17 protein-coding genes are annotated in these 23,973 nt (G+C 74.9%); 8 read left to right on the top strand and 9 right to left on the bottom strand.

Going from position 1 to position 23,973, the window contains the following annotated elements:
- Positions 1-5 precede the first annotated feature (5 nt).
- On the top strand, positions 6-194 hold the full coding sequence (locus tag ACFPZN_RS12850; protein ID WP_378282155.1) for a hypothetical protein: 189 nt from the start codon (positions 6-8) through the stop codon (positions 192-194).
- On the opposite strand, the gene ACFPZN_RS12855 is transcribed toward ACFPZN_RS12850, so the two are convergent.
- Positions 184-1,911 carry a serine/threonine-protein kinase gene (locus ACFPZN_RS12855; protein ID WP_378282123.1) on the bottom strand — a complete coding sequence of 576 codons (1,728 nt, stop codon included), beginning with the start codon at positions 1,909-1,911 and terminating at the stop codon, positions 184-186. The genes ACFPZN_RS12850 and ACFPZN_RS12855 overlap by 11 nt on opposite strands.
- A gap of 235 nt (positions 1,912-2,146) precedes the next feature.
- Between ACFPZN_RS12855 and ACFPZN_RS12860 the strand changes: the two genes are divergently transcribed.
- The 4 genes from ACFPZN_RS12860 to ACFPZN_RS12875 all read left to right on the top strand — a co-directional run bounded on the left by ACFPZN_RS12860 (position 2,147) and on the right by ACFPZN_RS12875 (position 11,847).
- Positions 2,147-3,607 (top strand): carotenoid oxygenase family protein, encoded by a 1,461-nt coding sequence (locus ACFPZN_RS12860; RefSeq protein WP_378282124.1) that lies wholly within the window; start codon positions 2,147-2,149, stop codon positions 3,605-3,607.
- A 101-nt stretch (positions 3,608-3,708) separates the two neighbouring features.
- The gene (locus ACFPZN_RS12865; RefSeq protein WP_378282125.1) at positions 3,709-5,625 is read left to right on the top strand and encodes a hypothetical protein; all 1,917 of its coding nucleotides are present in this window, start codon (positions 3,709-3,711) and stop codon (positions 5,623-5,625) included.
- A 112-nt stretch (positions 5,626-5,737) separates the two neighbouring features.
- Positions 5,738-6,895: a CaiB/BaiF CoA transferase family protein gene (locus tag ACFPZN_RS12870; RefSeq protein ID WP_378282126.1), complete on the top strand. Its 1,158-nt coding sequence runs from the start codon at positions 5,738-5,740 to the stop codon at positions 6,893-6,895.
- A 194-nt stretch (positions 6,896-7,089) separates the two neighbouring features.
- Positions 7,090-11,847, top strand: a complete 4,758-nt coding sequence (locus ACFPZN_RS12875) for an HAD-IC family P-type ATPase (RefSeq protein WP_378282127.1) — start codon at positions 7,090-7,092, stop codon at positions 11,845-11,847.
- Here the strand turns inward: ACFPZN_RS12875 and ACFPZN_RS12880 are convergent.
- The 6 genes from ACFPZN_RS12880 to ACFPZN_RS12905 all read right to left on the bottom strand — a co-directional run bounded on the left by ACFPZN_RS12880 (position 11,844) and on the right by ACFPZN_RS12905 (position 17,287).
- Positions 11,844-12,983, bottom strand: a complete 1,140-nt coding sequence (locus ACFPZN_RS12880; protein ID WP_378282128.1) for an acyl-CoA dehydrogenase family protein — start codon at positions 12,981-12,983, stop codon at positions 11,844-11,846. The two genes, ACFPZN_RS12875 and ACFPZN_RS12880, sit on opposite strands and share 4 nt — an antisense overlap.
- 76 nt (positions 12,984-13,059) lie before the next feature.
- Complete coding sequence (locus ACFPZN_RS12885; RefSeq protein WP_378282129.1) at positions 13,060-14,313, bottom strand: aspartate aminotransferase family protein; 1,254 nt, start codon at positions 14,311-14,313, stop codon at positions 13,060-13,062.
- Between the two features lie 92 nt (positions 14,314-14,405).
- Positions 14,406-15,059, bottom strand: coding sequence for a GntR family transcriptional regulator (locus ACFPZN_RS12890; RefSeq protein WP_378282130.1), 654 nt, complete (start codon positions 15,057-15,059; stop codon positions 14,406-14,408).
- Between the two features lie 16 nt (positions 15,060-15,075).
- Complete coding sequence (locus ACFPZN_RS12895; protein ID WP_378282131.1) at positions 15,076-15,849, bottom strand: maleate cis-trans isomerase family protein; 774 nt, start codon at positions 15,847-15,849, stop codon at positions 15,076-15,078.
- 180 nt (positions 15,850-16,029) lie between these two features.
- Positions 16,030-16,791, bottom strand: a complete 762-nt coding sequence (locus tag ACFPZN_RS12900; protein ID WP_378282132.1) for a maleate cis-trans isomerase family protein — start codon at positions 16,789-16,791, stop codon at positions 16,030-16,032.
- A 13-nt stretch (positions 16,792-16,804) separates the two neighbouring features.
- Positions 16,805-17,287, bottom strand: coding sequence for a DUF3830 family protein (locus tag ACFPZN_RS12905; protein WP_378282152.1), 483 nt, complete (start codon positions 17,285-17,287; stop codon positions 16,805-16,807).
- A gap of 271 nt (positions 17,288-17,558) precedes the next feature.
- On the opposite strand from ACFPZN_RS12905, the gene ACFPZN_RS12910 reads away from it, so the two are divergent.
- The 3 genes from ACFPZN_RS12910 (at position 17,559) to ACFPZN_RS12920 (ending at position 20,894) form a co-directional block, all read left to right on the top strand.
- Positions 17,559-18,563, top strand: a complete 1,005-nt coding sequence (locus tag ACFPZN_RS12910) for a D-2-hydroxyacid dehydrogenase (protein ID WP_378282133.1) — start codon at positions 17,559-17,561, stop codon at positions 18,561-18,563.
- 40 nt (positions 18,564-18,603) lie between these two features.
- Positions 18,604-20,037, top strand: a complete 1,434-nt coding sequence (locus ACFPZN_RS12915; protein ID WP_378282134.1) for an amidase — start codon at positions 18,604-18,606, stop codon at positions 20,035-20,037.
- An 89-nt stretch (positions 20,038-20,126) separates the two neighbouring features.
- On the top strand, positions 20,127-20,894 hold the full coding sequence (locus ACFPZN_RS12920) for a hypothetical protein (protein WP_378282135.1): 768 nt from the start codon (positions 20,127-20,129) through the stop codon (positions 20,892-20,894).
- A 6-nt stretch (positions 20,895-20,900) separates the two neighbouring features.
- Here the strand turns inward: ACFPZN_RS12920 and ACFPZN_RS12925 are convergent, their stop codons facing one another.
- Together ACFPZN_RS12925 and ACFPZN_RS12930 are read right to left on the bottom strand one after the other, a co-directional pair.
- Positions 20,901-21,581 (bottom strand): DUF1707 SHOCT-like domain-containing protein, encoded by a 681-nt coding sequence (locus ACFPZN_RS12925; RefSeq protein WP_378282136.1) that lies wholly within the window; start codon positions 21,579-21,581, stop codon positions 20,901-20,903.
- 40 nt (positions 21,582-21,621) lie between these two features.
- Entirely contained in the window at positions 21,622-23,907 is a 2,286-nt protein-coding gene (locus ACFPZN_RS12930) for an FdhF/YdeP family oxidoreductase (RefSeq protein WP_378282137.1), read from the bottom strand.
- Between the last annotated feature and the right edge of the window lie 66 nt (positions 23,908-23,973).

Raw genomic sequence — 23,973 nt, forward strand, 5'->3', positions numbered from 1 at the left:
GGCGGATGCGGTGGTGGAAGGTGCTGGGAGTGGCCGGATTCGTGGGTGTCGCCGCGACCGGGGCGGTGATCGCCCGGGCGGAGCGGCGCCGCCGTGCCTATACCCCGGAGGAGATCAGGGAACGCCTGCATCAGCGGGTCGCCGAGGGAGACGGCACGACCGGGGCCGGGAAGGACCGACCGGTCAGTTCGTGACGCGGGCGTCGCGGAGGCAGACCGGCGGTTTGGACCACGACATGGTCGCGGGCTTGCCCTGGTTCAGCCTCAGCAGCGCACCGACCCGGAAGCAGTAGCCGGTCCTCGGGTCGAGACCGGTGACGGTGGCCGTCCGCGCGCCCTTCCCGGCGGACACGGTGGTCGTGCTCCCGGCCGGGATCGTCTGGACGATGATCGGGAGCTGCCGGGCGGCGGGAGGCACGGTCCAGGTCAGGACGGCCCGGCTGCCGAGCCCCTTGACCCTGACGCCGCGCGGCCGGGTCGCCTGGAGCTGCGCCGCCGAGATCGGCTCCTGGCCGTCCCCTGGCTGCGCGCCGCCGGTGGGCGCGCCGGGGCCGGTGGACGGCTGCGGGGCCTGGGCCCCGGTCTGCGGGTCCTGCGGGGGGCCGCCGCGCAGGGCCAGGGCGCCGACGCCCAGCGCCACACCGCCGACGAGCGCGACGGCGGCGGCGATGACGAGCCCGCGGCGCGGCCCGTCGCCGCTCCCGCCGGTGTCTTTGTCGCCGGTCTCGCGCTGGGGAGGCGGCGGCCAGTTGTGCGGGTCGGGCGGCGGGGCGTCCGCCGGTGCGGGCTGCGGCAGGGCGGGCTGGGCCGACGCGGCGGGGTGCCAGGGGGAGAGCGGCGCGGCGGGCTCGACGGTGGACGGCGCGCGGCCCGGCATCGTCGGCGCCCAGTCGGGCACGGCCGGAGGGCGGGGATGGGTGAACGCCTGCGGCGCCTCCCCGGACCCGGACCCGAACCCGGACACCGATCCCGACAGCGATCCGGACAGGGACCCGGACGTGGACCCGGACGTGGACCCGGACCCGGATCCGGGAGGCCGCGGCGGCCCGGCGGCGCCCGTCCCGGACCCGCTGTGCGTCACGTCGGTGACGGGCAGCCCCAGCTCGTTCTGCAGCCACTGCAGGGCCCGCGCGAACTCCACCGCGTCGGTGAAGCGGTGCTCGGCCGCCTTGGCCATCGCGCGGCCGATGACCTCCTCCACCGGCGGCGGCACGTCGGGACGCCCGATCGGCGGCGGAGGCTCGTTCAGGATCCGCAGCATCAGCTGCGCGATGCCCTCGCCCGCCGGGCCCTTGAACGCGGGGCGCCCGGCCAGCAGCTGGTACAGCGTGGAGCCGAGGGAGTAGATGTCGGCGCCGACGGCGGGCGGCCGGCCCTCCAGCACCTCGGGGGCGGCGTGGTGCGGGGTGAACGCCTGGGTGTGGGAGGCGTCGAAGGAGTCGACCAGCCGGGCGATGCCGAAGTCGGCCAGCGCGGGCTCCCCGTACCGGGACACCAGGATGTTCTGCGGTTTGACGTCGCGGTGCAGCACGTCGGTCTCGTGCGTCGCGGCCAGCGCCCCGGCCATCTTCACGCCGATCCGCAGCACCTCGGCGAGCGGCAGCGGCCCCTCGCGGGCGAGCCGGTCGCTGAGCGCGCCCTGCTCGAAGTACTCCATCGCGATGTAGGAGCGGCCCGAGCGGGTGGTGCCGGTGTCGAGCACGGTCACCACGTTGGGATGCCCGGACAGCCGACCGGTGATCTTGCACTCGCGCTGGAAGCGGCGCATGGCGCCGTCGTCGACCGAGCTGATCGACAGGACCTTGAGCGCCACCATCCGGTCCAGCCGCTCCTGCCGGGCGCGGTAGACCACGCTGAAGCCGCCCTCGCCGACCTGTTCGAGCACCCGGTAGCCGGGGACGTCCTCGGTCATGGCGGCGCGGATCCTTCGCGGGCGGGAGGGGCGTTCGGGGGGATTCGGGGTGGTCCGCCGGTTTCGACGCGGGCCCGCCGGCGGCGGTTCCCCAGGGGCACCAGGGTAGTACGGGGCGCCCGGGAACTTATTGGACCTGATATTGAATACGGGCGCCGCGCGTGTCACGCTGCCGCTACCGAGCAAGCAGCCGTTCAAACGACGGCACCCGTCTCCGCAGGAACCAGGAGGGACCGTGACGGCACCCGCCGGGCAGTCCGGCGCCACCGGCCACGGCGGGCACCACCCGTGGCACCGGGTGTACGAGGCGCTGGAGGACGAGCACGACTACGAGATCGACGACATCGGAGGCGCCCTCCCCGACGGCCTGAGGGGCACCCTCTACCGCAACGGCCCGGGGCGGTGGCAGGTCGGCGAGAGCCTCCTGGACCACATCTTCGACGGCGACGGGATGCTGTCGATGTTCGCCTTCCCCGGCGACGGCCGCGTCCGCTACCGCAACCGCTACGTGCGGACCCGCCACTACCGGTACGGGCAGGAGAAGGGCAGGGTCGGCCTGAGGGGGATCGGGACGCAGCGCCCCGGCGGGATGCTCGCCAACATGTTCCGGCCTCCCTCCAACGTCGCCAACACCGGGGTCGTCCTGCACGGCGGGAAGCTGCTCGCGCTCTGGGAAGGTGGCCGTCCGTTCAGGCTCGACCCCGACAGCCTGGAGACGCTGGGGGAGTACTCCTTCGGCGGCCGGCTGAAGGTGCCCGCCGCCTTCTCCGCCCACCCCTCCCGCTGCCCGGACACCGGGGAGCTGTTCAACTTCGGCATGGACTTCACCCGTGCGCGCAGCCTGCGCTGCTACCGGGTCGACCCGGACGGGGCCCTGCACCACCTGCCGCGCGTCCCGCTGCCGTACACGCCGTGGAACCACGACTTCGCCCTCACCCGCCGCCACCTGGTCTTCGTCATCAACCCGGTGGTCCCCAAGGCGGCCGGGATCCTGCTGGGGACGAAATCGATCAGCGAAGCGCTGCGGTACGAGCCGCACCGCCCCACCTGTTTCACGATCGTCCCGCGCGACGGCGGGAGGGCGCGCGTGATCGAGCACGAGGCGCTGCTGGGATTCCATTTCGTCAACGCGTTCGAGGACGGCGACGACATCGTGGTGGAATTCGTGCGTTTCGCCGACTGGGACGGGGTGGCCACCGCGTTCCGCGATTTCCGCACCCGCGATTTCCCGTGGGGGTGCGCGCTGATGCGGTACCGCGTGTCGCCGGAGAGCGGGCGCGTGGAGGGCGAGGAGCTGTGCGCCCTGCCGCTGGAGCTGCCGCACGCCGACGTCCGCCAGGCCGGGAGTCCCCACCGCTACACCTACTTCGCGGGCCGCACCCGCCCGGGCTCGCCGGACGACCGGATCGGGATCCACGCCTTCGACCACGTCACCGGCGAGCGCAAGGTCCATGAACTGCCGGCCGGGCACATGCCCGGCGAGCCCGTGTTCGCGCCGCGCGCACCGGACGCGCCGGAGGGCGACGGCTGGCTGCTCGCCCTCGCCTACGACCCGGGCGGGCACCGCTCGCGGCTGCTCGTCCTCGACGCCCGGGACGTGGAGGCCGATCCGGTGGCGGTGCTCGGCCTGCGTCATCACATTCCCATGGGATTCCATGGCGCGTTCACCGAACGCGTCGCCCATAGTGGGAAATAACGCCCGGCCTGGTTAATCGTTCCGTCAATTCCGGTGCTGGGCGGCCGTTGCGCTGCTTAATGTCTGGTTCGCATCTGCCGGTTATTCGGGGAGCGGACGCGATGCGCAACGATGCGAAGGAGAAGCCCGGCACCGAGCCGGGCCCGGAGCCGGGTCCGGAGCCGGGCCCGAAGCCCGGCGCCGGCGGCCGAGCCGGCCGCGGCACCGGCCGGAGGCGCGCCCGGCGGGCCGCACCGGGCGCCGGCCGGGGCCAGGGCTCCGGGACCGGCGCCAGGGCGCACGCGGAGGCGGAGTACCGCGAGCTGGTCCGGCTGGTGTACTTCGTCCTCCCGGGCAAGGGCAAGCGGATCTACCGGCTGGCGCTGGCCCGCCGGATCGTCGAGCGCACCGCCGGATGGGGGCCGGGCCGCGGGCTCGGCCGCGAGCGGGGCCGGGCGCGGCGCCGCACCCGGGTGCTGCGGCAGGCGATGCGCCCGTCCCGCCGCCGGCAGATCGGCCTCGGCCCCTGGCTGCGCTCGATGCCGGCCCGGCTGCCCGACCCGTCCCTCACCGCCATGCTCTCGACGCTGGAGCCGCGGGTCCGGCTCGCCTACGTGCTGCTGTACGTGGCGGAGCGGCCCCGGTACGAGGTGCGCGACCAGCTCGCCGAGCTCCGCGTCCCCGACCCCTGGACGGTGATCCGGGCGGCCGAGGAGCGGTCCCGGGAGGCGGCCCTGACGGCGGTGCCCGGACGCGGGACCGGGCGGCCGGCCCCGGAACGCGGCCTGCCGCCCTCGGCCGCCCCGCGGCGGCGGGGGACCGATCCGTTCGCCCCGCCCCGGGCGGGTTCCGCCCGCGGCCGGACGCCGATCCCGATCGGCGTCGCGGTGGCGCTGACGGCGGTGCTGGTCGGCGCGCTGGTGCTGAGCGAGACCGGCGCCGCGGGACGGCTCCTGGGCGGCACCTCCTCGGCGGACGCCCACGACCTGAGCCTGCGGTTCGCGGCGGCGGACGCCTGGCGGCGGGCCCCGCACAGCCTGGACGTCTGGCCCGCGCGGGGCGGCCTGGTCCGCGACAGGAAGTTCACCGACCGGGCCCTGCGCGCCTGGGCCGCCGCCGCCAAGGCCGGGCGCACCGGACCGGGCGGCGGCGATCCGCAACTGCTCTTCGCGGGCCACGTCGACGGCCGTCCGGTGGCGCTGCTGCGGCACGGCGACCGGGTCGGCCGCTACACCGGGGCGGACGACCGGCTCGCCGTCTCGGTCGCCGGCAGGGAGCCGTCGAGCCCGATGGCGGTCGGCGGGGGCCGGTACCTGCTCGCCCCCTGGGACAGGGCCGAGACGCTCGCGGGGGTCAGGGTGGTCACGTACGAGGGCCTCACCCCGCCGCTCCCGTCCCGGCCGCGCTGCGGCCGCGGCCCGGTGCTGAACCTGGAGAGCGACGGCGCGTCCCGGACCATCGGTGAGTTCGGCGGTCCCCGCCCGGTCGTGCTCGCGCACCGCTCGCCCAAGTACGCCGTTCCCGCGCCCCCGAAGAAGGGCACCGCCGCCGCGATGCCCGCCAAGCCGGTGAAGCCCGCGCGGCTGTCGGAGGAGGGGCTGAGCGTCTGGGAGCGCGTGGCGTGCCTGACGGCGCCCGATCCCCGGCGGCCCGTGCCGGAGGCGACGGCCTGGGAGTTCTGGTCGGGCCCGCTGCCCCCTGAAGGCGGGCGGGCTCAGTGGGTCTGCACGAGCATGGTCTCCTCCGGGAGCGGGGGCCCCGGAGGGGGCGGGGCGACGGGGCAGGCTGCCCTCCTGGTCCAGAAGACCGTCCAGCCCACCGGAGCCTGCGACCCGCGGCGGCCGGTCGCCGGAACCTGGCGGCGGTCCGCCCTGGGCGAGTGGCACTACGTCGCCGCCGCGGCCCGCGGGCTCACGCCTCAGGCGAAGGGGCCGTTCCAGATGAGCCGGGTGGAGTCGCGGCTCCTGTACGCCGTCCCGCCCGACCCCGAGCGCCGTCCGGCCAGGCCCGTCACCCTCACCGCCCGGCCCGCGCCGTGAGCCGGCGCTGAACCGGGCGCCCGGTCAGGGGCCGCTTACGCCCATCGTGCACACTGAGGAGGCACCGAATAGGATTCAGCCGGGCCGTGGGGCCCGGTGAAAGGGGTCTGGGATGGGCAAGGGGCCGCTGTCCGGAGTACGGGTGATCGAGCTGGCCGGGATCGGGCCGGGTCCGTTCGCCGCGATGTTGCTGGCCGACCTGGGCGCCGACGTGATCCAGGTCGACCGCCCCTCCGCGGTCAGGGAGGGCCAGACCACCGGCGGCACCGAGTTCAGCAACCGCGGCAAGCGCTCGATCGCCGTCGACCTCAAGAGCGAGCGGGGCAGGGAGGTCGTGCTCGGCCTGATCGAGAAGTCCGACGTCCTGATCGAGGGCTTCCGGCCCGGCGTCACCGAGCGGCTCGGCATCGGCCCCGACGACTGCCTGGCCCGCAACCCCCGGCTCGTGTACGGCCGCATGACCGGCTGGGGCCAGCAGGGCGCGCTCTCCAGGAGCGCCGGGCACGACATCGGCTACATCGCCATCACCGGGTCGCTGCACGCCATCGGCCGCGCGGGCGGCCCGCCCCAGGTGCCGCTGAACCTCCTGGGCGACTTCGCCGGCGGCAGCATGTACCTGGTCGTCGGCGTGCTGTCGGCGCTGCTGGAGTCGCGCACCAGCGGTCAGGGCCAGGTGGTCGACGCCGCCATCGTCGACGGCACCGCCCACCTGTCCACCTTCATCCACGGGATGCTGGCCGGCGGCCTCTGGCAGGACCGGCGCGGCGTCAACATGCTCGACACCGGCACGCCCTGGTACGACGTGTACGAGACCGCCGACGGCAAGCACGTGGCGGTCGGCGCGATCGAGCCGCAGTTCTACGCCGAGTTCGTCCGGCTGCTCGGCCTGGAGGACCGGGAGGGCGCCGCGGACCTGCCCGGCCAGTTCGACCAGGAGCGCTGGCCCGAGATGCGGGAGCGGTTCGCCGCCGTCTTCAAGACCAGGACCCGGGACGAGTGGGCGAAGATCTTCCTGCCCAGCGACGCCTGCGTGGCCCCCGTGCTGTCCCTCAAGGAGGCGGCCGAGCACCCGTACAACACCGAGCGGGGCGTGTTCCTGGAGAGCGGCGGGACGCACCAGCCCGCCCCGGCGCCGCGGTTCTCCCGCACGGCGGCCGAGACCGACGGGGTCCCGGCACTGCCGGGCGGGCAGACCCGGGACGTGCTCACCGACCTCGGCTTCGACGACGTGGACGGCCTGCTGGCGAGCGGCGCGGTCGTGCAGAGCTGACCGGCCCGGCGGCCGGTCCGCGCCCCGGCCGCCGCCCGCCCGCCGGGGCATTGCCGCCACTCGGTAAATTCCGCTCCCCGCCGGTGTCGTCCCGCCCGCCCGGGGTACGGGCCGTCAGCATCGCCCCGTGATCGTGGGGCGGCGCTGCGAGCAGGCGACGCTGCGAACGGGCGGCGCGGTGAGAGGGTGACGCGGTGGGAGTGCTCCGGTCGGCGGCGCGTCTCGTGCCCCGTGCGACGGCCCATGCCGCCGGCCTGGCCTCCGGTACCGCGCGCCTGACCGCCGAGACGGCCTCAGAAGCGACCGCGCTGGCCACCGGACTGGCCGCCGGCCTGGCGACAGGGCTGGCGACGGGGCTGGCGACGGGGCCGGCGTCCGGGCCCGTCTCCGGAACGGCCGGGCTGGTCGGCGGCGCCGCCTCCCGGACCGCCGGGCTGGCCTCCGCCGGGCTCTCCCGCGTGCCACGCCCCCATGTGCCCCGCCCCCGCGTACCGCATCCGCCCCTTCCGTCCGCGCTCAGTGAGCTGGTGGAGCGCGCCGAGCTGGCGAACCTGATCGGCCCCCGGACCCGGCGGCGGGTCTGGGCCCGCAAGGGCAGGGCCTACATCGAGCTGCGCGGCCACCCGGCGACCCGTACCCCCGCCGGCGCCGAGCTGCGCGCCGCTACCACCAAGGCGGTGCGCCGGCTCAAGGGCGTCCACTGGGCGGAGGTCAACGCGGTCACCGGCGAGGTCCTCACCGCGTTCGACGAGGACCAGATCACCCTGGAGGAAGTGCTCGACGCCATCGACGCCGTGGAGCAGGAGCACCAGGTCTCCGACACGACCCTCCCCATGGAGAGCCATCCCGGCGACCTCGCGCCGGCCACCGTCGAGACGATCGCGCTGGCCTCCGACTGCGCCGCGTTCGCGCTGGCCATCGCCGGACGGTTCGTCTGGCTGCCCCGGTGGCCGCGCGCCACCCGGGTCGCCGTGGTCTGGCTGGACGGCCAGCCGCGGCTGCGCAGGCGGCTGGAGCACCGGCTCGGGCCGCACGGCACCGACCTGGTCCTCGCCGTGACGAACGCCGCGCTGCACGCCCTCACCCAGGAGCCGTCCTCGCTGGCCGTGGCCGCGCTGCAGCACGGCGTCCAGCTGGCCGAGGCGAACGCCCAGCGGGCCGCCTGGAGCCGCTGGGAGGAGAGCCTGTCCGGGGGCGGCCTGCCCACCGAGGCCCCGCACCGGCCCGCCCGGCCCGAGCCGCTGCCGCCCGGACCGGTGGAGACCTGCGCCGACCGCTCCGCGATCGCCGCGCTGGTCGGAGCGGCGGGCGTGGCGGGCTTCGGCCGCGACCCCGGCGCCGCCGCCGACGTGCTGCTGGCGATGGTGCCGCGCGCCGCCCACAGCGGCCGGCGCGCGTTCGCCTCCGGTCTCGGCCGCGCGCTGGCCCGCCAGGGCATCGTCCCGATGGACGGCCGCTGCTACCGGCGGCTCGACCGGATGACCGCCGTGGTCCTGGACTCGGCCGCGCTGTGCGGCCCCGAACCGGAGATCATCTCCGCCGACGGGGCCGCGGTGTGGCGGGCCGCGTCCCGGCTGCTGGAGGTCGACCCCGGGCTGGAGGGCGTCCCCGACACGGACGGCTGGCGGCTGGAGCGCACCCGCGGCACCGTCGGGACCCCGGCCGATCCCGGCGGCCTCCGGCTGCGCGTGCTCGGACCCGAGGGCGGCGTGCTGGGGGAGGCGCTGGTGGGGCGCAGGCTCGCCCCGCTGGCCGAGTCCCTGCTGGTCGCGGCGCGGGACGGCGGCGCCCGCGTCCTGCTGACCGAGCACGTCTCCACCGCCGATCTGCTGCCCCTGGCCGACGACGCGCTGGACGCCGCCACCCCGCTGCTGGACCACGTCCGCGCGCTGCAGCGCGACGGCGAGGGCGTGCTGGTCGTCACCGCCTCCGACCAGGGCGCCGCGCTGGCCGCCGACGTGTCCGTCGGGGTCTCCGCCGCCGGTCCGGTGGACGGCGGCACCCCGGCCTGCTGGGGCGCCGACCTGATCTGCACGGGCGGGCTCGACCAGGCCTGGCGGGTGCTGATCGCGGTCGGCGCGGCCAGGGAGGGCAGCCGGCGCGCGGTGCGGCTGGCCCTCGGCGGCTCGTCCCTCGGCGTCCTGCTGGTGCTGACCGGGCGCCGCGCGACCTCGGCGTTCGACCTGGCCCCCGTCTACAGCGCGGCACTGGTCGCGATGCTCGGCGGGCTGCTGTCGGCCCGCAGGCTGGCGACCCGGCCCGCGCCGAGGCCGCTGCCCCGCATCCAGTGGCACGCGCTCGACCCGGTCACCGCCGCGGAGCAGGCGCTGCGCCTGCGCGGCGCCATGGCCGCCGAGGAGGCCCCTCCCCGCACCCGGCTGCTGCCGGGACCGCTGCCGGCGCCGCTGCGCGCCGCGCCGCCGGTCAGGGCGCTCGGCGAGGTCGCCGCCTCCGTCCGGCACGAGCTGAGCGACCCGCTGACGCCCGTCCTGGTCCTGGGCGCCGCCGCGTCCGCCGTCGTCGGGTCCGGTGTCGACGCCGCGCTGGTCGGCGGCGTCATGGCCGGGAACGCGCTGATCAGCGGCGTGCAGCGGGCCCGCGCCGAGCGCGCCCTGCGCGGCCTGCTGCTCGGCCAGCGCGCCCCCGCCCGCCGGGTGCGCACCGGTGACCACGCGGACGACCCCCGCGCCTGGGACTTCACCCTCGACGGCCGGACCGGATGGGCCCCGTACGACGTCATCCCGGCCGCCGAGCTGCGCCCCGGCGACGTCATCGCGGTCGGCCCCTCCGACGTGGTGCCCGCCGACGCCCGCCTGCTGGCCGAGGAGGACCTGGAGGTCGACGAGGCGAGCCTGACCGGCGAGTCGCTGCCGGTGTCCAAGTCGCTCGCCGCCGTGCCCGGCGCCGACCTCGACGAGCGCGGCTGCATGCTGTACGAGCAGACCACCGTGCTCGCCGGCCGCGGCTACGCGGTCGTGGTCGCCACCGGCGAGGCCACCCAGGCGGGCCGGGCCGCCGCGCTGGCCGGCCGCGGCGCCGCCCCCACCGGCGTGCAGGCACAGCTGAACGAGCTGACCCGGATCTCGCTGCCGGTGACCGGGCTCAGCGGCGGCCTGGTCAGCGTGCTGGGCCTGCTGCGCGGCGTCTCCGCCCGGCAGGCGATCTCCTCGGGGGTCGCGGTCGCGGTCGCCGCCGTGCCCGAGGGGCTCACGCTGGTGGCGACGGTCGCGCAGCTGGCCGCCGCCCGCCGGCTGTCCCGCCGCGACGTGCTGGTGCGCTCGTCCCGGACGCTCGGCACGCTGGGCCGCGCCGACACCCTGTGCTTCGACAAGACCGGGACGCTCACCGAGGGGCGGCTGCGCGTCACCCGCGCCAGCGGCCCGCTGCGCGGCACCGGACTGGACGGCCCGCTCGGCCGCCGCGTCCTGACCGTCGCGGCCCGCGCCTGCCCCGACCCCGCGGCCGGGAGCGTCAAGCACGCCACCGACCGGGCCGTCCTGGACGCCGCCGAGACCCGGCTCGGCGGGGACCCGGAGTGGGAGCCGCTGCACCGGACTCCGTTCGAGCCCAGCCGCGGCTACTCGGCCGCCACCGGCCGCGACGGCGGCGAGGCGTACCTGGCGGTGAAGGGCGCCCCCGAGGTCGTCCTGCCGCGCTGCCACCGCCTGGTCGCCCGCGCCCGCGCCGGGGCCGGGCGCGACACCGAGCCCATGACGGCGCGGCGGCGCGCGTCCGTCGAACGGACCGTGCACCGCCTGGCGGGCCGCGGGCTGCGCGTGCTGGCGGTCGCCGAGGCCCGTCCCGGCGGGCTGGAGGACGCCGAGAAGCTGCCGGAGACCGCCGACCTGGTGCTGGTCGGGTTCGTCGGCATCGCCGACCCGACCCGCCCGGACGCGGCCGAGGCGATCGGCACGCTCACCGCGGCCGGGATCCGGGTCACGATGATCACCGGCGACCATCCCGACACCGCCCGCGCGGTGGCCGCCGAACTGGGCGTCCCGCATCCCGAGCGCACCCTGACCGGCGCCGAGCTGGACCGGCTCAGCGACCGCGAGCGGACCGCGCGGATCGCCGCGACCTCGGTGTTCGCCCGCGTCACCCCCGAGCACAAGGTCCGCATCGTGCAGGCGCTGCAGCGCGCCGGGCGGGTGGTGGCGATGACCGGCGACGGCGCCAACGACGCCGCCGCGATCCGGCTCGCCGACGTGGGCATCGGGCTGTCCAGCGGCGACTCGCGGGCCGCGCCGTTCGCGGCCGACCTGATCCTGCGCGGCGGCGACCTGCCCGGAATCGTGGCGGCGCTGCTGGAGGGCCGCGCGCTGTGGCAGAGCGTCCGCAACGCCGTCTCGATCCTGGTCGGCGGGAACGCCGGCGAGGTCGCCTTCACGATCTACGGGACCGCGCTGGGCGGGCGGGCGCCGCTCACCACCCGGCAGCTGCTGCTGGTCAACATGCTCACCGACATGATGCCCGCGCTGGCCGTGGCGCTGGCCCCGCCCGACGGCGACGGCGACCCGGCGGCCGGCGATCCGGCGGCCCCGCCCAAGGCCGGCGCGCTCGGCGACCCGATGTACGACGCGATCGCGGCCCGCGGCGTGGTGACCGCGCTGGGCGCCGTGCTGGCCTGGCAGCTCGGCCGGTTCACCGGACGGCGCCGGCGGGCCGGGACGATGGGCCTGGCCGCGCTGGTCATCACCCAGCTCGCGCAGACCCTGCAGTCCGGATGGCGCAGCCCGGCGGTGCTGGCCACCTGCGCCGCCTCGCTGCTGGTGCTGGCCGCGGTGATCGAGACGCCGGGGGTCAGCCACTTCTTCGGCAGCACCCCGCTGGGGCCGGTGGCCTGGTCGATCGTCCTGGGCTCCGCGGCGGCCGCCGCCACCGCCCCGCTGCTGGGCGCCCCGCTGAAGGCGCTCGCCGACCGGGCCGGCGTCTCCTGGAGGCCCGGCTCCTAGAGGCCCAGGCGCCTGCCGACGATCTCGTTCATGATCTCGCTGGTGCCGCCGCCGATGCCCAGGATGCGCGCGTCCCGGTAGTGCCGCTCCACCTCCGACTCGCGCATGTAGCCCATCCCGCCGTGCAGCTGGACGGCCTCGTGCACCACGTGCTCCACCGCGTACACGGCGGTGTTCTTGGCGTAGGCGGTCTCGGTCAGCACGTCCTCGCCGGCGGCGTGCCGCTCGGCCACGCCGCGGGTGTAGGCGCGCGCCACGTCCACCTGCCGGGCCATCTCGGCGAGCTTGTGCCGGACCACCTGCCGGGACGACAGCGGCCGCCCGAACGTCTCCCGGGCCCGCACCCACTCCAGCGTCAGGTCCAGGCACCGCTGCGCCGTCGCGTACGCCTGGACGGCCAGCGACAGCCGCTCGGTCACGAAGTTCCGCATGATCTGCACGAAGCCGGAGCCCTCCTCGCCGACCAGGTTGGCGGCGGGCACCCGCACGTCGGTGAACGCGAGCTCGGCGGTGTCGGAGCACAGCCAGCCCATCTTGCTCAGCGACCTGGACACCGCGAACCCGGGGGCGCCCTTCTCGATCACCAGCAGCGAGATCCCGCCGTACCCGGGCTCGCCGGTCCGCACCGCCGTGGTCACGAAGTCGGCCCGCACGCCCGAGGTGATGAACAGCTTGGCGCCGTTGACGACGTAGGAGTCGCCGTCCCGCACGGCGGTGGTGCGCAGGCCCGCCACGTCCGACCCGGCCTCGGGCTCGGTGACGCCCAGCGCCCCGATCCTCTCCCCGGCCAGCGTGGGCCGCGCGAACCGCTCGACCAGGTCCTCGTCACCCGAGGCGATGATGTGGGGCAGCGCGATCCCGTGGGTGAACAGCGAGGCCACCACCCCGCCCGACCCGCCCGCCTGGATCAGCTCCTCGGCGACGGTCATCGCGTCGAACAGGTCGCCGCCCCCGCCGCCGGCCTCCTCCGGGAACCCCGCGCCCAGCAGCCCGGCCGCCGCCGCCTTCCGGTGCAGCTCCCGCGGCAGTTCCCCGGCGTCCTCCCAGGCGGCCAGGTGCGGCACGATCTCCCGGACGGTGAAGTCGCGCACCAGCCGGCGCAGCGCGACGCGTTCGGGCGTGTTCCACGGGCTCATGGTGGGGCTCCTCCGGACCTGGAAACCAGAACGGGGTTCGGAATCTAACAGAGGAGCCCCGCGCCCGCTCGCCCGCTCAGGCGGTGGCCTCGGCCACCGCCTCGCTCCACAGCGCCAGCGCGTCGTCGACCTGGTCGCCGTTGACCACCAGCGGCGGGATCATGCGGACCACGTTGCCGTGCGCGCCGCAGGTGAGCAGCAGCAGGCCGCGGTCGACGGCGGCCTTGTGCGCCCGCTGCGCGGCGCCCGCGTCCGGCTCCCCGCCGGGCGCGGTGAACTCGCTGGCCTGCATCAGCCCGAGCCCGCGCACGTCGCCGATCGCCGGGTGCTCGGCCGCGATCTTGCGGAGGCCGTCCTGGAGGCGGGCGCCCATCTCGGCCGCGTTCTCCACCAGGCCCTCCTCCTGGATGACGTCCAGCGTCGCCAGGGCGGCCGCGCACGCCACCGCGTTGCCGCCGTAGGTGCCGCCCTGCGAGCCGGGCCAGGCCTTCTCCATCAGCGCCGCCGGCGCCGCGATCGCCGACAGCGGGAACCCGCTGGCCAGCCCCTTGGCCGTGACGACCACGTCGGGCCGGACGCCCGCGTGCTCGTGGCCCCAGAACTTCCCGGTGCGCCCGAAGCCGGTCTGGACCTCGTCGAGGATGAGCAGGATCCCGTGCCGGTCGGCGCGCTCGCGCAGCCCCTGCAGGAACGCGGGCGGCGCCGGGATGTACCCGCCCTCGCCCAGGACCGCCTCGACCAGGAACGCCGCCGTGTCCTGCGGCGCACCCGAGGTGGCCAGGACGTAGTCCAGTTCGCGCAGCGCGAACCTGGTCGCCTCCTCCTCGCTCCAGCCGTACCGGTAGGCCTGCGGGAACGGCGCCACCACGGCGCCCGGCATCAGCGGCCCGATCCCCGCGCGGAACTTGGTGCCCGCCGTGGTGAGCGCGGCGGCGCCCATCGTCCGGCCGTGGAAGCCGCCCTGGAAGACCAGGATGTTCTGCCGCCCGGTGACGTGCCGGGCCAGCCGCACCGACGCCTCCACCGCCTCGCTGCCGCTGTTCATGTAGAACAGCGAGTCGACGCCCTCGGGGAGCACCTCGCCCAGCCGCTCGGTCAGGCGCAGCAGGGGCTTGTGCATCACCGTCGTGTACTGGCCGTGGATCAGCGTGGCGACCTGCTCCTGGGCGGCCGCGACGACCCGCGGATGGCAGTGGCCGGTGCTCGTGACGCCGATCCCCGCCGTGAAGTCGAGGTGGCGGCGCCCCGCCTCGTCGTACAGGTACACGCCCTCGCCGCGCTCCGCCAGGACGGGCGTGGCCTGCTTGAGCACGGGAGACAGCTGAGCCATCCGGTCCTCCCAGTAGGATTGTCGACAATCTGCAGCCTATGGCAACACGCGGGGCCCCGCCTTGTCCACCCTCACCATGAGCTGTGTTCTCGTCACGCCAGGCGTTTGATCGAGTCGGTCATGTGGTCTTCGATGAGGCGCAGCAGGCGCTCCTCCTCGCCGTCGGAGATGGCGTCGACCAGGCGCCGGTGCTCATCGACCAGTTCTCCGGGCTCGGGGTAGGTGTCCTGCAGGGCGTTCAGGCACATCCGGGTCTCGACCAGCAGGGTCTGGGACATGCGCTCCAGCCGGGCGCTGCCGGAGGAGCTGACCAGGACCTCGTGGAACGCCTGGTCGGCGTCGCTCATCTTCACCCGGTCGCGCTCGCGGGCGGCCTCGACGAGGTGCTCCAGCGCTTCGGTGAGCCGGGCCACCGCCTCGCCGCGGTTGCGGTCCATGACGAGGGTGCAGGCGGCCCGCTCGATGGCCAGCCGGGCCAGATAGACGTCCTCGACGTCCCCCTCGTCCAACGTGATCACGAAGAGCCCGCGGTGCGGCTCGCTGTGCAGCAGGCCCTCCTGGACGAGCCGCTGCATGGCCTCGCGCAGCGGGCCGCGGCTGATGCCCAGCCGGCCCGCCAGCTCGGCCTCGCCGAGCTGCTCGCCGGGCGCCAGGTGGCCGTACAGGATCGCCGAGCGCAGCTCGTCGTAGACGATCTCGACGGTGGACTTGCGGGGGACGGGTTCCAGCTCGCCCAATCGGCCCATGCGCAAGGCCCCTCTCTCATAGCGTGGGACGGTGCGCACCCGGCACCGGAGGCCCGGCCTCCCAGGGGACGGCGGTGGCGGCCGCGGAGCCCGCGTCGAGCCCGGCCGCGAACAGCCGGCCCAGGCCCGTGCGGGGGCGCAGCGCGGACGCGGCGCCGTCGCCGCTTCCGGCCGCGAGCCGCAGGCCCTCCCAGACGCTCACCTGGTTGGCGGGCGCGGTGTCGGGCACCAGCACGGCCTCGGCGTCGGGATGGTCGTTGGCCGCGACGAAGTCGAGCACCTCGTCCCGGCCGAGCGTGCCGACCTCGGCGGCGGTGATGATGCCGCGGCACGACAGCGCGACGACGTCGATGCCCGCGCGTCCCAGGAAGTCCACGAACCGTTCGGCCACGTCGGCCGGGTAGGTGGCCGCGACCGCCACCCGGCGCAGGCCGAGATGGCGGGCCGCGTTGACGAAGGCGAAGGAGGTGCTGGACGCGGGTGCGCCGGCGGCCTCCCGCACGCCCTCGACCTGGCCCGCGGCGCCGTCCCAGCCGAACACGAAGCTGCCGCTGGTGCAGGCCCAGACGGCCGCTCGCACGTCCAGCCCCGCCAGCGCGCGCGCCCCTTCCGAGAGCACGTCGGCGCCGCCCACGTCCAGCAGGGCGTCGACGCGGTGCGCGTCCTCGCGCATCAGGGTGTGCACGACCGGCAGGCGCACGTCGCCGAGCATCTTCTCGATGACCGGATAGTCGTCCTCGGCCGAGTAGCCGGGGTAGAGGAATCCGATCGCGGGCGCCGTGGGTGCCATCCGTCCTCCGCTCCGAATCCGGGTGCAGATTCAGATTGTTGACAATCCTAACATTTCCGATCTTTTGCCCGCGGTTGGGCTCGCGTTGACGGCCCGGCCGGTGCGGGCACCGGCCGGGCCGTCCCCCTGCCCATCCGCGCGGGGCCCCGCCCGGGCCCTGTTCAGGCCCTGGTCAGGGGGTCAGGCCGCCGTGGCCCGGCCCAGCTGCACCAGCCACTGGCCCTCGCCGGCCGCCTGGCAGCCCATGGCCCGCAGCGCGGAGCACATGGTCACCTGGTTGGCGGTGAGGACCGGCTTGCCGATCATCCGCTCCAGCGGGGCGATGATGTCGTAGGTCGGCACGTTGGTGCAGCTGATGAAGACCGCCTCCGCCTCGGGGCGGTCGACCGCCGAGACCGCCTCGACGACCTCGCCGTAGCCGACCTTCCAGATGTGGTTGAGCAGGCCCATGCCGACCGACGACACCACCCCGACTCCGTGCGAGCCGAGGAAGGACACCAGCCGGTCGGTGACGCTGTCGATGTAGGGCGTCACCACCGCGATCCGGTCGACGTCCAGCAGCCGCAGCGACTCCACCAGGGCGCCCGAGCTGGTCGTGGCGGCGGGCGCGCCCGCCGTCAGCATCGCCTGGGTCAGCTCCCGCTCGCCCCGCGCGCCCCGGATGAAGCTGCCGGACGCGCACGCGTAGGCCACCGCCAGCGGCTCGGGCGCCAGCACGTCGCGGACGGCCTGCCGCACGATCGAGTGGTCGGACAGGGCGGAGGCCATCTCCACCGTGACCGGCACCGGGACGTACGGGAGCCGGGTCATGAACAGCGAAACGTCGTCGGGCGTCCAGCGCCACAGCTCCCGGTCGAGCGCGAAGTCGAACGGGGCCACCACGCCGATGCCGTGCTGGGCGGTCAGCTCGGGCCCGACGATCAGCTGGGGGTCGAATGCCATCCCCGGCCGCCGCTCAGCCGCCGTGCCGTGCGTACACCAGGCGCTCGCCGACACCGCCGGAGCGCCACACGTCGTTGCACGCCTCGGCCATGCGGTCGAGGCCCTCGACGATGGTGGCGTAGACGTTGCCGGGCACCCAGCCCACGTCCCCGTTGAGCAGCAGGTTGTTGCGCCCGTAGAAGATGGCGAGGTCGATCACGCCGGGCAGCTCGTGGATGTTCTTCTCCTCCTTGAAGCCGCGGTCGAGCATGCCGCCGTGGAAGTCGAAGAACACCACGTCGCCGGGGATCGGGGTCACGGTCGGGTTCTCCTGGCCCACCGCCTCGTCGGTGAACCGCTCGACCATCGTGTAGACCTCGTTGCGGGCGTACTTGGCGTGGTAGGCCTCGCCCCCGAGGGGGAGGGACTCCCAGACCGCCTCGCACGTCCTGGGGGCGTCTTTCTCGAGCAGTTCCGCGACGCAGGAGACGCCACGGCGCTCGAGCGTGATGGTCATGAGCTTGGGCATGCCGGCCTCCCCGGGCACAGGGGTGGGCGACGCGTCGCTCACCCGAGAGGACTCTTTCGATTAGAGCGCCTTGGGATCCGCCCTGGCCTTGGAACGGTTGCGACGGTCTTGCAGCACGATCAACGCGGGCCGCCTGGCGAGTGACCCGGTGGTTTGATGCCCCGCGCTGATTGTTGACAATCCTACGAAGGCTTCCTAGCGTGTCAATGCCTCCCCACGTTGCGTTCTAGTTAATTGAGCGACCCCAGAGAGTGAGCCGATGGAGCCTGCCCAGCCACTTACCTCCCGGCCGCCCCAGGTGGTGGTGCTCCGGGGGGACGCGCGGCCGCCGGGGATGGAGCCGGTCGAGCGGGCCGCCGACGTGCGCTACGTCCGCGAGGACGGCCTGGCGGAGGCGCTCCCGGGGGCCGACGTGCTGTTCGTGTACGACTTCTGGACCGAGGCGGTCGCCGCCGCCTGGCCCGCCGAGGACGCCCCGCCCTGGGTGCACATCGCCAGTGCCGGGGTGGACCGGTTGCTGTTCCCTGCCCTGGTCGACAGTGAGACCATCGTCACCAACTCGCGAGGGGTCTTCGACCGGCCCATCGCAGAATATGTCCTCGGACTGGTGCTCTGCTTCGCCAAGGACCTGCACACCACCCTGCGGCTGCAGGCCGAGGGCGTGTGGCGGCACCGCGAGACCGAGCCGATCGCCGGCGCCCGCGCGGTCGTCGTCGGCACCGGCCCGATCGGGCGGGCCATCGCCCGCACGCTGACGGCGGCGGGACTGCGGGTGAGCGGGATCGGGCGCACGGCCCGGTCCGGCGATCCCGACCTGGGGGAGGTGCTGCCCGACGACCGGCTGCACGAGGCGCTGGCCGAGGCCGACTACGCCGTGCTCGCCGCACCCCTCACCGACCGCACCCGCGGCATGATCGACCGGGCCGCGCTGCGGGCGATGCGCCCCACCGCACGGCTGATCAACATCGGCCGGGGGCCGCTGGTGGTGGAGGACGACCTGGTCGGCGCGCTGCGCACGGGCGAGATCGCGGGCGCCGCGCTGGACGTCTTCGTGGACGAGCCGCTGCCGTCCCCGTCCCCCCTCTGGGAGCTGCCCAACGTGATCGTGTCCCCGCACATGTCGGGCGACATCGTCGGCTGGCGGGACGAACTGGTCCGGCTGTTCGCCGACAACCTCGACCGCCGCGTCCACGGCCGGCCGCTGCGCAACGTCGTCGACAAGCGCCTCGGCTACGTCGGCTCGGGCGCCCCGGCCTCCTCCTGACCACCGCGCTGACCACCGCCGCTACCCCTGGGGGGAATCGATGACCGGCACCGAGGGCACCGGGACCGCGGACCCGGCGAACCTGACCGCGACCGAGCTGCTGGCCGCCTACCGCACCGGCGCGCTGTCCCCGGTCGAGGCCGCCGAGGCCGTGCTGGCCCGGATCGAGCGGGCCGATCCCGAGCTGAACGCCTTCTGCCTGGTCGAGCCCGAGTGGACGCTGGAGGCGGCGCGCGCGTCCGCCGAGCGGTGGCGGCGCGGGGAGCCGTCGGGGCTGCTCGACGGGGTACCGGTGTCGATCAAGGACGTGCTGCTCACCCGGGGGCGGCCGACGCTGCGCGGCTCCCGTTCGATCAGCCCCGGCCAGCGGTGGCCCGACGACGCGCCCTCGGTGGCCCGCCTGTACGAGCACGGCGCGGTCCCGGTCGGCAAGACGACCACGCCGGAGTTCGCGTGGAAGGGCGTCACCGACTCCCCGCTCACCGGGATCACCCGCAACCCGTGGGACCTCTCCCGCACCCCGGGCGGCTCCAGCGGCGGCGCGGGGGCGGCCGTGGCGGCGGGGATGGCCCCGCTGGCGCTGGGCACCGACGGCGGTGGCTCGGTGCGCATCCCGGCCTCGTTCACCGGGACGTTCGCGCTCAAGCCGACCTACGGCCGGGTGCCGCACTTCCCGGCCAGCCCGTTCGGGACGCTCGCCCACGTCGGCCCGATGACCTGGACGGTCGAGGACGCGGCGCTGCTCATGGACGTGATCTCCGGGTTCGACAGCCGGGACTGGTCGGCGCTGGCGCCGCCGCACGCGCCGTTCTCGCCGCTGCGCGGGGACGTGTCCGGGCTGCGCGTCGCCTACAGCCCGACCCTGGGGTTCGCGCGGGTGGACCCCGAGGTCGCCGAGCTGGTGGAGGCGGCGGTGGAGGTCTTCGCCGAGCTGGGCGCCAAGGTGGAGCAGGTCGATCCGGGCTTCGACGACCCGGTGGCCGAGTTCGAGGTGCTGTGGTTCGCGGGCGCGGCGAAGGTGGTCGAGCACCTCGGGCCGCAGGAGCGCGCCGCCCTCGACCCGGGCCTGCGCGAGGTCTGCGACCTCGGCGCGGGGTACTCGGCGTCCGACTACCTGGACGCGACGGCCCGGCGGATGGAGCTGGGGCGGATCATGGGCCGCTTCCACGAGCAGTACGACCTGCTGCTCACCCCGACGATGCCGATCGCGGCGTTCGAGGCCGGCCGCGTGGCGCCGCCGGAGGGGCCCTGGGCCGGGAAGGAGCGCTGGACGGGGTGGACGCCGTTCACCTACCCGTTCAACATGACCCAGCAGCCCGCGGCCAGCGTCCCGTGCGGGTTCACCGCCGACGGGCTGCCGGTCGGGCTGCAGGTCGTGGGCCCGCGGCACGCCGACGGGCCGGTGCTGGACGCCTGCCTGGCCTTCGAGCGGGCCCGCCCCTGGCAGGGCCGCCGGCCGCCGCTGCCCGTGTAGCCGGCCCGTGTGACTCGGTCTTGTAGCGGCGCGCCGGGGCGGCTAGTGTCCCGACCAAGCAACCGCTTGGGTCGGGTCTGGGAGGCTTCATGCGCCGCGGCATCTACCTGCTCGAAGAGGTCGAGTTCCACCCGATGAACTCGCGCAGGCCGCTGGAGTACCTGCGCTGGCTCACCGAGTACAAGCGCGAGGACGACCGGCTGGAGGCGGGCGCGCACGAGCTCACCGCGGGCATGTCGATCCGCTCCCGCGAGATCGACCTGGTCGGCGCCTTCTACGCGGTCGGCATCACCGGCCACCCGCAGTTCAAGGTGGTGACCCTGTGGGACTGCCACGGCGGCTGGGACGGCGGCTGGCGGCAGATGCTGGAGATCTACGACGACGTCCAGAAGAACCTGTTCCTGTCCGACATCGACGACCTGCGGCACGGCGCGTTCTCCCGTCCGCTGGGCGCGGCCCCCGGCTCGCCCGCCGTCGCCGACCTGCTCGCGGAGGGTTACGCCGCCCCGCTCTACCTCTTCGAGAGCGCCCAGGTGCGCCCCGGCGCCGCGCTGGACTACCTGGACGCCGTCCGCCGCGAACGCGCCCCGATCCTGGCCGATCACGGCCACCGCCTGGTCGGCTCGTACGAGGTGCAGTTCTGCGACACCGAGGCCGTGACCCTCTGGGGCACCGACATCGACGCCCACCTGGAACTCCAGCGCGCCCGGGACGCCGCGCTCGGCATGGACGACGAGACCGACCCCGACCACCGCCTGATCAGCTGGCGCAAGACGGCCCGCCAGTACCTGGAGGGCCCCTGGCGCGAGACCCTCCTCAGCCCCTACCCCGGCAGCAAGCTCGCGCCCCCGCGATGAGACGGACTACTCGATCTCGCCCTGCTGCCGCTGCTCCTTGCGGAGTTTCTTCTGCTCGCGGCGGGCCTTGCGCTTGACGTCGACGCCGCCCCAGAAGGACAGGCCGGACACGATGACCTTGGGGGAGCCGGGGGTGCCGGGGCCGCTGGCGCGCTGGTCGAAGCCGCCCATGATGGCCAGGCCCTTGACGTGGACGGTCAGGTCGTCGGGCACGATCACCTCGATCCCGCCCATGATCGCGAAGGCCCGGATCCGGACCTCGCCCTCGGCGAACCGGGCCTCGCGCAGGTCGATCTTGCCGCCGCCCCAGAACGCGAACGCGGTGAAGTTCTTCGGGACCGTCCACACGCCCTGGCGCTGGAACGCGGCCAGGATTCCGAAGCCGGTCTTCCAGCTGGGGGCGTCGGCCGCGGGTCCGGCGGCCCGGTGGGCGGCGACCGGGGCGGCGGGGGCGCCGTCCGGGACGGGCAGGTCGCGGGTGATCGGCTCCAGCTCGGCGTAGGTCCTGGCCGAGTAGACCGCGTTCAGCCGCTCGTCGAGTTCCTCCAGGGTGAGGCGCCCCTCGCCCGCCGCGTCGCGCAGCACGTTGGCCACGCGGTCCCGGTCGGCGTCGGAGGCGCGCAGCTCTGGCAAGTGGGACGGGGAGCCGGCGCCTTCGGGCTCGGCCGGGGACTGGGACGCTGTCATGGCCCGAGCCTAGAACAGCGTCCGGCCCCGCGACGACCGGTCAGGCCGTGCCCGCCGCCTCCGCCGGTTCGAGCCGCACGACGATCGACTTGGAGGTGGGGGTGTTGCTGATGTCGGCGGTGCTGTCGAGCGGGACGAGCACGTTGGTCTCGGGGAAGTAGGCCGCCGCGCAGCCCTTCGCCGTCGGGTAGGAGATGATCCGGAAGGCGGTCGCCCGCCGCTCCACGCCGTCGGACCACTCCGACACCAGGTCGACGGTCGCGCCGTCGGCCAGGCCCAGCGCCGCCAGGTCATCGGGGTTGACGAACACGACGCGGCGGCCGGCCTTGACGCCCCGGTAGCGGTCGTCCATGCCGTAGACGGTGGTGTTGTACTGGTCGTGGCTGCGGACGGTCTGGAGCAGCAGCCGCCCCTCCGGGACGCGCAGCACCTCCAGCCCGTTCACCGTGAGGTTGGCCTTGCCGGTGGCGGTGGGGAAGCGGCGGTCGTCGCGCGGCGCGTGCGGCAGCGTGAACCCGCCGGGCTCGCGGATCCGCTCGTTGAAGCGCTCGAAGCCGGGCACGACCCGCGACACGTGGTCGCGGATCACGTCGTAGTCGTGCTCCATCGCGGCCCAGTCGATGCCCGAGGCCGGGAGCGCGGCGCGGGCGAGGCGGCAGACGATCGCGACCTCCGACAGCAGCTTCGGCCCGGCCGGGGCGAGGCGGCCGCGGGAGGCGTGCACCATGCCCATGGAGTCCTCGACCGACACGAACTGCGCGCCGGCCGCCTGCTCGTCGCGTTCGGTGCGGCCCAGCGTCGGCAGGATCAGCGCCCGCTCCCCGGTCACGGTGTGGGAGCGGTTCAGCTTGGTCGACACGTGCGCGGTGAGCCGGAGCCGGCGCATCGCCGCCTCGGTGACGGCGGAGTCGGGGGTGGCGCGGACGAAGTTGCCGCCCATGCCGAGGAACACCCCGGCCCGGCCGTCCCGCATGGCCCGGATCGCCTCGACGGTGTCGAGGCCGTGCTCGCGCGGCGGCTCGAAGGAGAACTCCGCGGCCAGGGCGTCCAGGAACGCGGCGGCCGGGCGCTCGAAGATGCCCATGGTCCGGTCGCCCTGCACGTTGGAGTGCCCGCGCACCGGGCACACGCCCGCGCCGGGACGGCCGATGTTGCCGCGCAGCAGCAGGAAGTTGACGACCTCGCGGATGGTGGGGACGGCGTTGCGGTGCTGGGTGAGGCCCATCGCCCAGCACACCACGATCCGCTCGGCCCCCAGGACGTCGCCGAGGACGGCGTCGATGTCGGCCCTGGTCAGGCCGGTGGCCTCCAGGACCTCCTCCCAGTCCAGGCCGGTCAGGTGCTCCTTGAGGGCCTCGAAGCCGGCGGTGTGTTCGGCGATGAACGCGTGGTCGATCGCGTCCTTCTCCACCAGCAGCCGGTTGAGCGACTGGAACAGGGCGAGGTCGCCGTTCAGCCGGATCTGGAGGTAGCGGTCGGCCAGCGCGGTGCCCCGCCCGGTGACCCCGGAGGGGCGCTGCGGGTTCTTGAAGCGCATCAGCCCGGCCTCGGGCAGCGGGTTGACGGCGACGATCCGCGCGCCCGCCTTCTTGGCCTCCTCCAGCGCCGACAGCATCCGGGGGTGGTTGGTGCCGGGGTTCTGCCCGACGACGAAGATCAGGTCGGACTTGTGGAGGTCCTCCAGCAGCACCGAGCCCTTGCCGATCCCGATCGTCTCGTTCAGTGCCGAGCCGGACGACTCGTGGCACATGTTGCTGCAGTCGGGGAGGTTGTTGGTTCCGAACGCGCGCACGAACAGCTGGTAGGCGAAGGCGGCCTCGTTGCTGGTGCGGCCCGAGGTGTAGAAGACGGCCTCGTCGGGGGAGGCGAGGGCGTTCAGCTCGGAGGCGAGCAGGTCGAACGCCTCGTCCCAGGCCACCGGCTCGTAGTGGTCGGACCCGGCGCGCTTGAGCATCGGCTCGGTCAGCCGCCCCTGCTGCCCGAGCCACAGGTCGCTGCGCCCGGCCAGCTCGGTGATGCTGTGGCGGGCGAAGAACTCGCGGGTGATCCGCCGGGTGGTGGCCTCCTCGGCGACGGCCTTGGCACCGTTCTCGCAGAACTCGGCGAGGTGCCGCTTGTCGCCCTCGGGCCAGGCGCAGCCGGGGCAGTCGAAGCCCTGCTTCTGGTTGACGCGCAGCAGGGCCAGCGCGGTGCGGGCGGCGCCCATCTGGTCGTAGGACTGCCGCAGCGCGGCCGTGACGCCGGGGACCCCGGCCGCCCAGTCCTTGGGCCCGGTCACCTGCAGGCCGCTGTCGTCGAAGTCCTCCTGAGGGGCCTTCCGGCTCATGTCACCCACCCTCCGTGGTCGTGCGCGTCCTCCACTGTCGCATCCGTTGTGCCGTGCTCGGCACGC

This window comes from Actinomadura rugatobispora, from assembly GCF_042656285.1.
In the GTDB taxonomy this organism is placed as follows: Bacteria; Actinomycetota; Actinomycetes; order Streptosporangiales; family Streptosporangiaceae; genus Spirillospora; species Spirillospora rugatobispora.

Coding starts and splice junctions, on each gene's coding strand:
- ACFPZN_RS12890 (WP_378282130.1), bottom strand. CDS start 15,059: ATGGGCCGATTGGGCGAGCTGGAACCCGTCCCCCGCAAGTCCACCGTC.
- ACFPZN_RS12850 (WP_378282155.1), top strand. CDS start 6: ATGCGGTGGTGGAAGGTGCTGGGAGTGGCCGGATTCGTGGGTGTCGCC.
- ACFPZN_RS12880 (WP_378282128.1), bottom strand. CDS start 12,983: ATGAGCCCGTGGAACACGCCCGAACGCGTCGCGCTGCGCCGGCTGGTG.
- ACFPZN_RS12865 (WP_378282125.1), top strand. CDS start 3,709: ATGCGCAACGATGCGAAGGAGAAGCCCGGCACCGAGCCGGGCCCGGAG.
- ACFPZN_RS12905 (WP_378282152.1), bottom strand. CDS start 17,287: ATGACCATCACGCTCGAGCGCCGTGGCGTCTCCTGCGTCGCGGAACTG.
- ACFPZN_RS12910 (WP_378282133.1), top strand. CDS start 17,559: ATGGAGCCTGCCCAGCCACTTACCTCCCGGCCGCCCCAGGTGGTGGTG.
- ACFPZN_RS12915 (WP_378282134.1), top strand. CDS start 18,604: ATGACCGGCACCGAGGGCACCGGGACCGCGGACCCGGCGAACCTGACC.
- ACFPZN_RS12870 (WP_378282126.1), top strand. CDS start 5,738: ATGGGCAAGGGGCCGCTGTCCGGAGTACGGGTGATCGAGCTGGCCGGG.
- ACFPZN_RS12930 (WP_378282137.1), bottom strand. CDS start 23,907: ATGAGCCGGAAGGCCCCTCAGGAGGACTTCGACGACAGCGGCCTGCAG.
- ACFPZN_RS12895 (WP_378282131.1), bottom strand. CDS start 15,849: ATGGCACCCACGGCGCCCGCGATCGGATTCCTCTACCCCGGCTACTCG.
- ACFPZN_RS12855 (WP_378282123.1), bottom strand. CDS start 1,911: ATGACCGAGGACGTCCCCGGCTACCGGGTGCTCGAACAGGTCGGCGAG.
- ACFPZN_RS12925 (WP_378282136.1), bottom strand. CDS start 21,581: ATGACAGCGTCCCAGTCCCCGGCCGAGCCCGAAGGCGCCGGCTCCCCG.
- ACFPZN_RS12920 (WP_378282135.1), top strand. CDS start 20,127: ATGCGCCGCGGCATCTACCTGCTCGAAGAGGTCGAGTTCCACCCGATG.
- ACFPZN_RS12885 (WP_378282129.1), bottom strand. CDS start 14,313: ATGGCTCAGCTGTCTCCCGTGCTCAAGCAGGCCACGCCCGTCCTGGCG.
- ACFPZN_RS12900 (WP_378282132.1), bottom strand. CDS start 16,791: ATGGCATTCGACCCCCAGCTGATCGTCGGGCCCGAGCTGACCGCCCAG.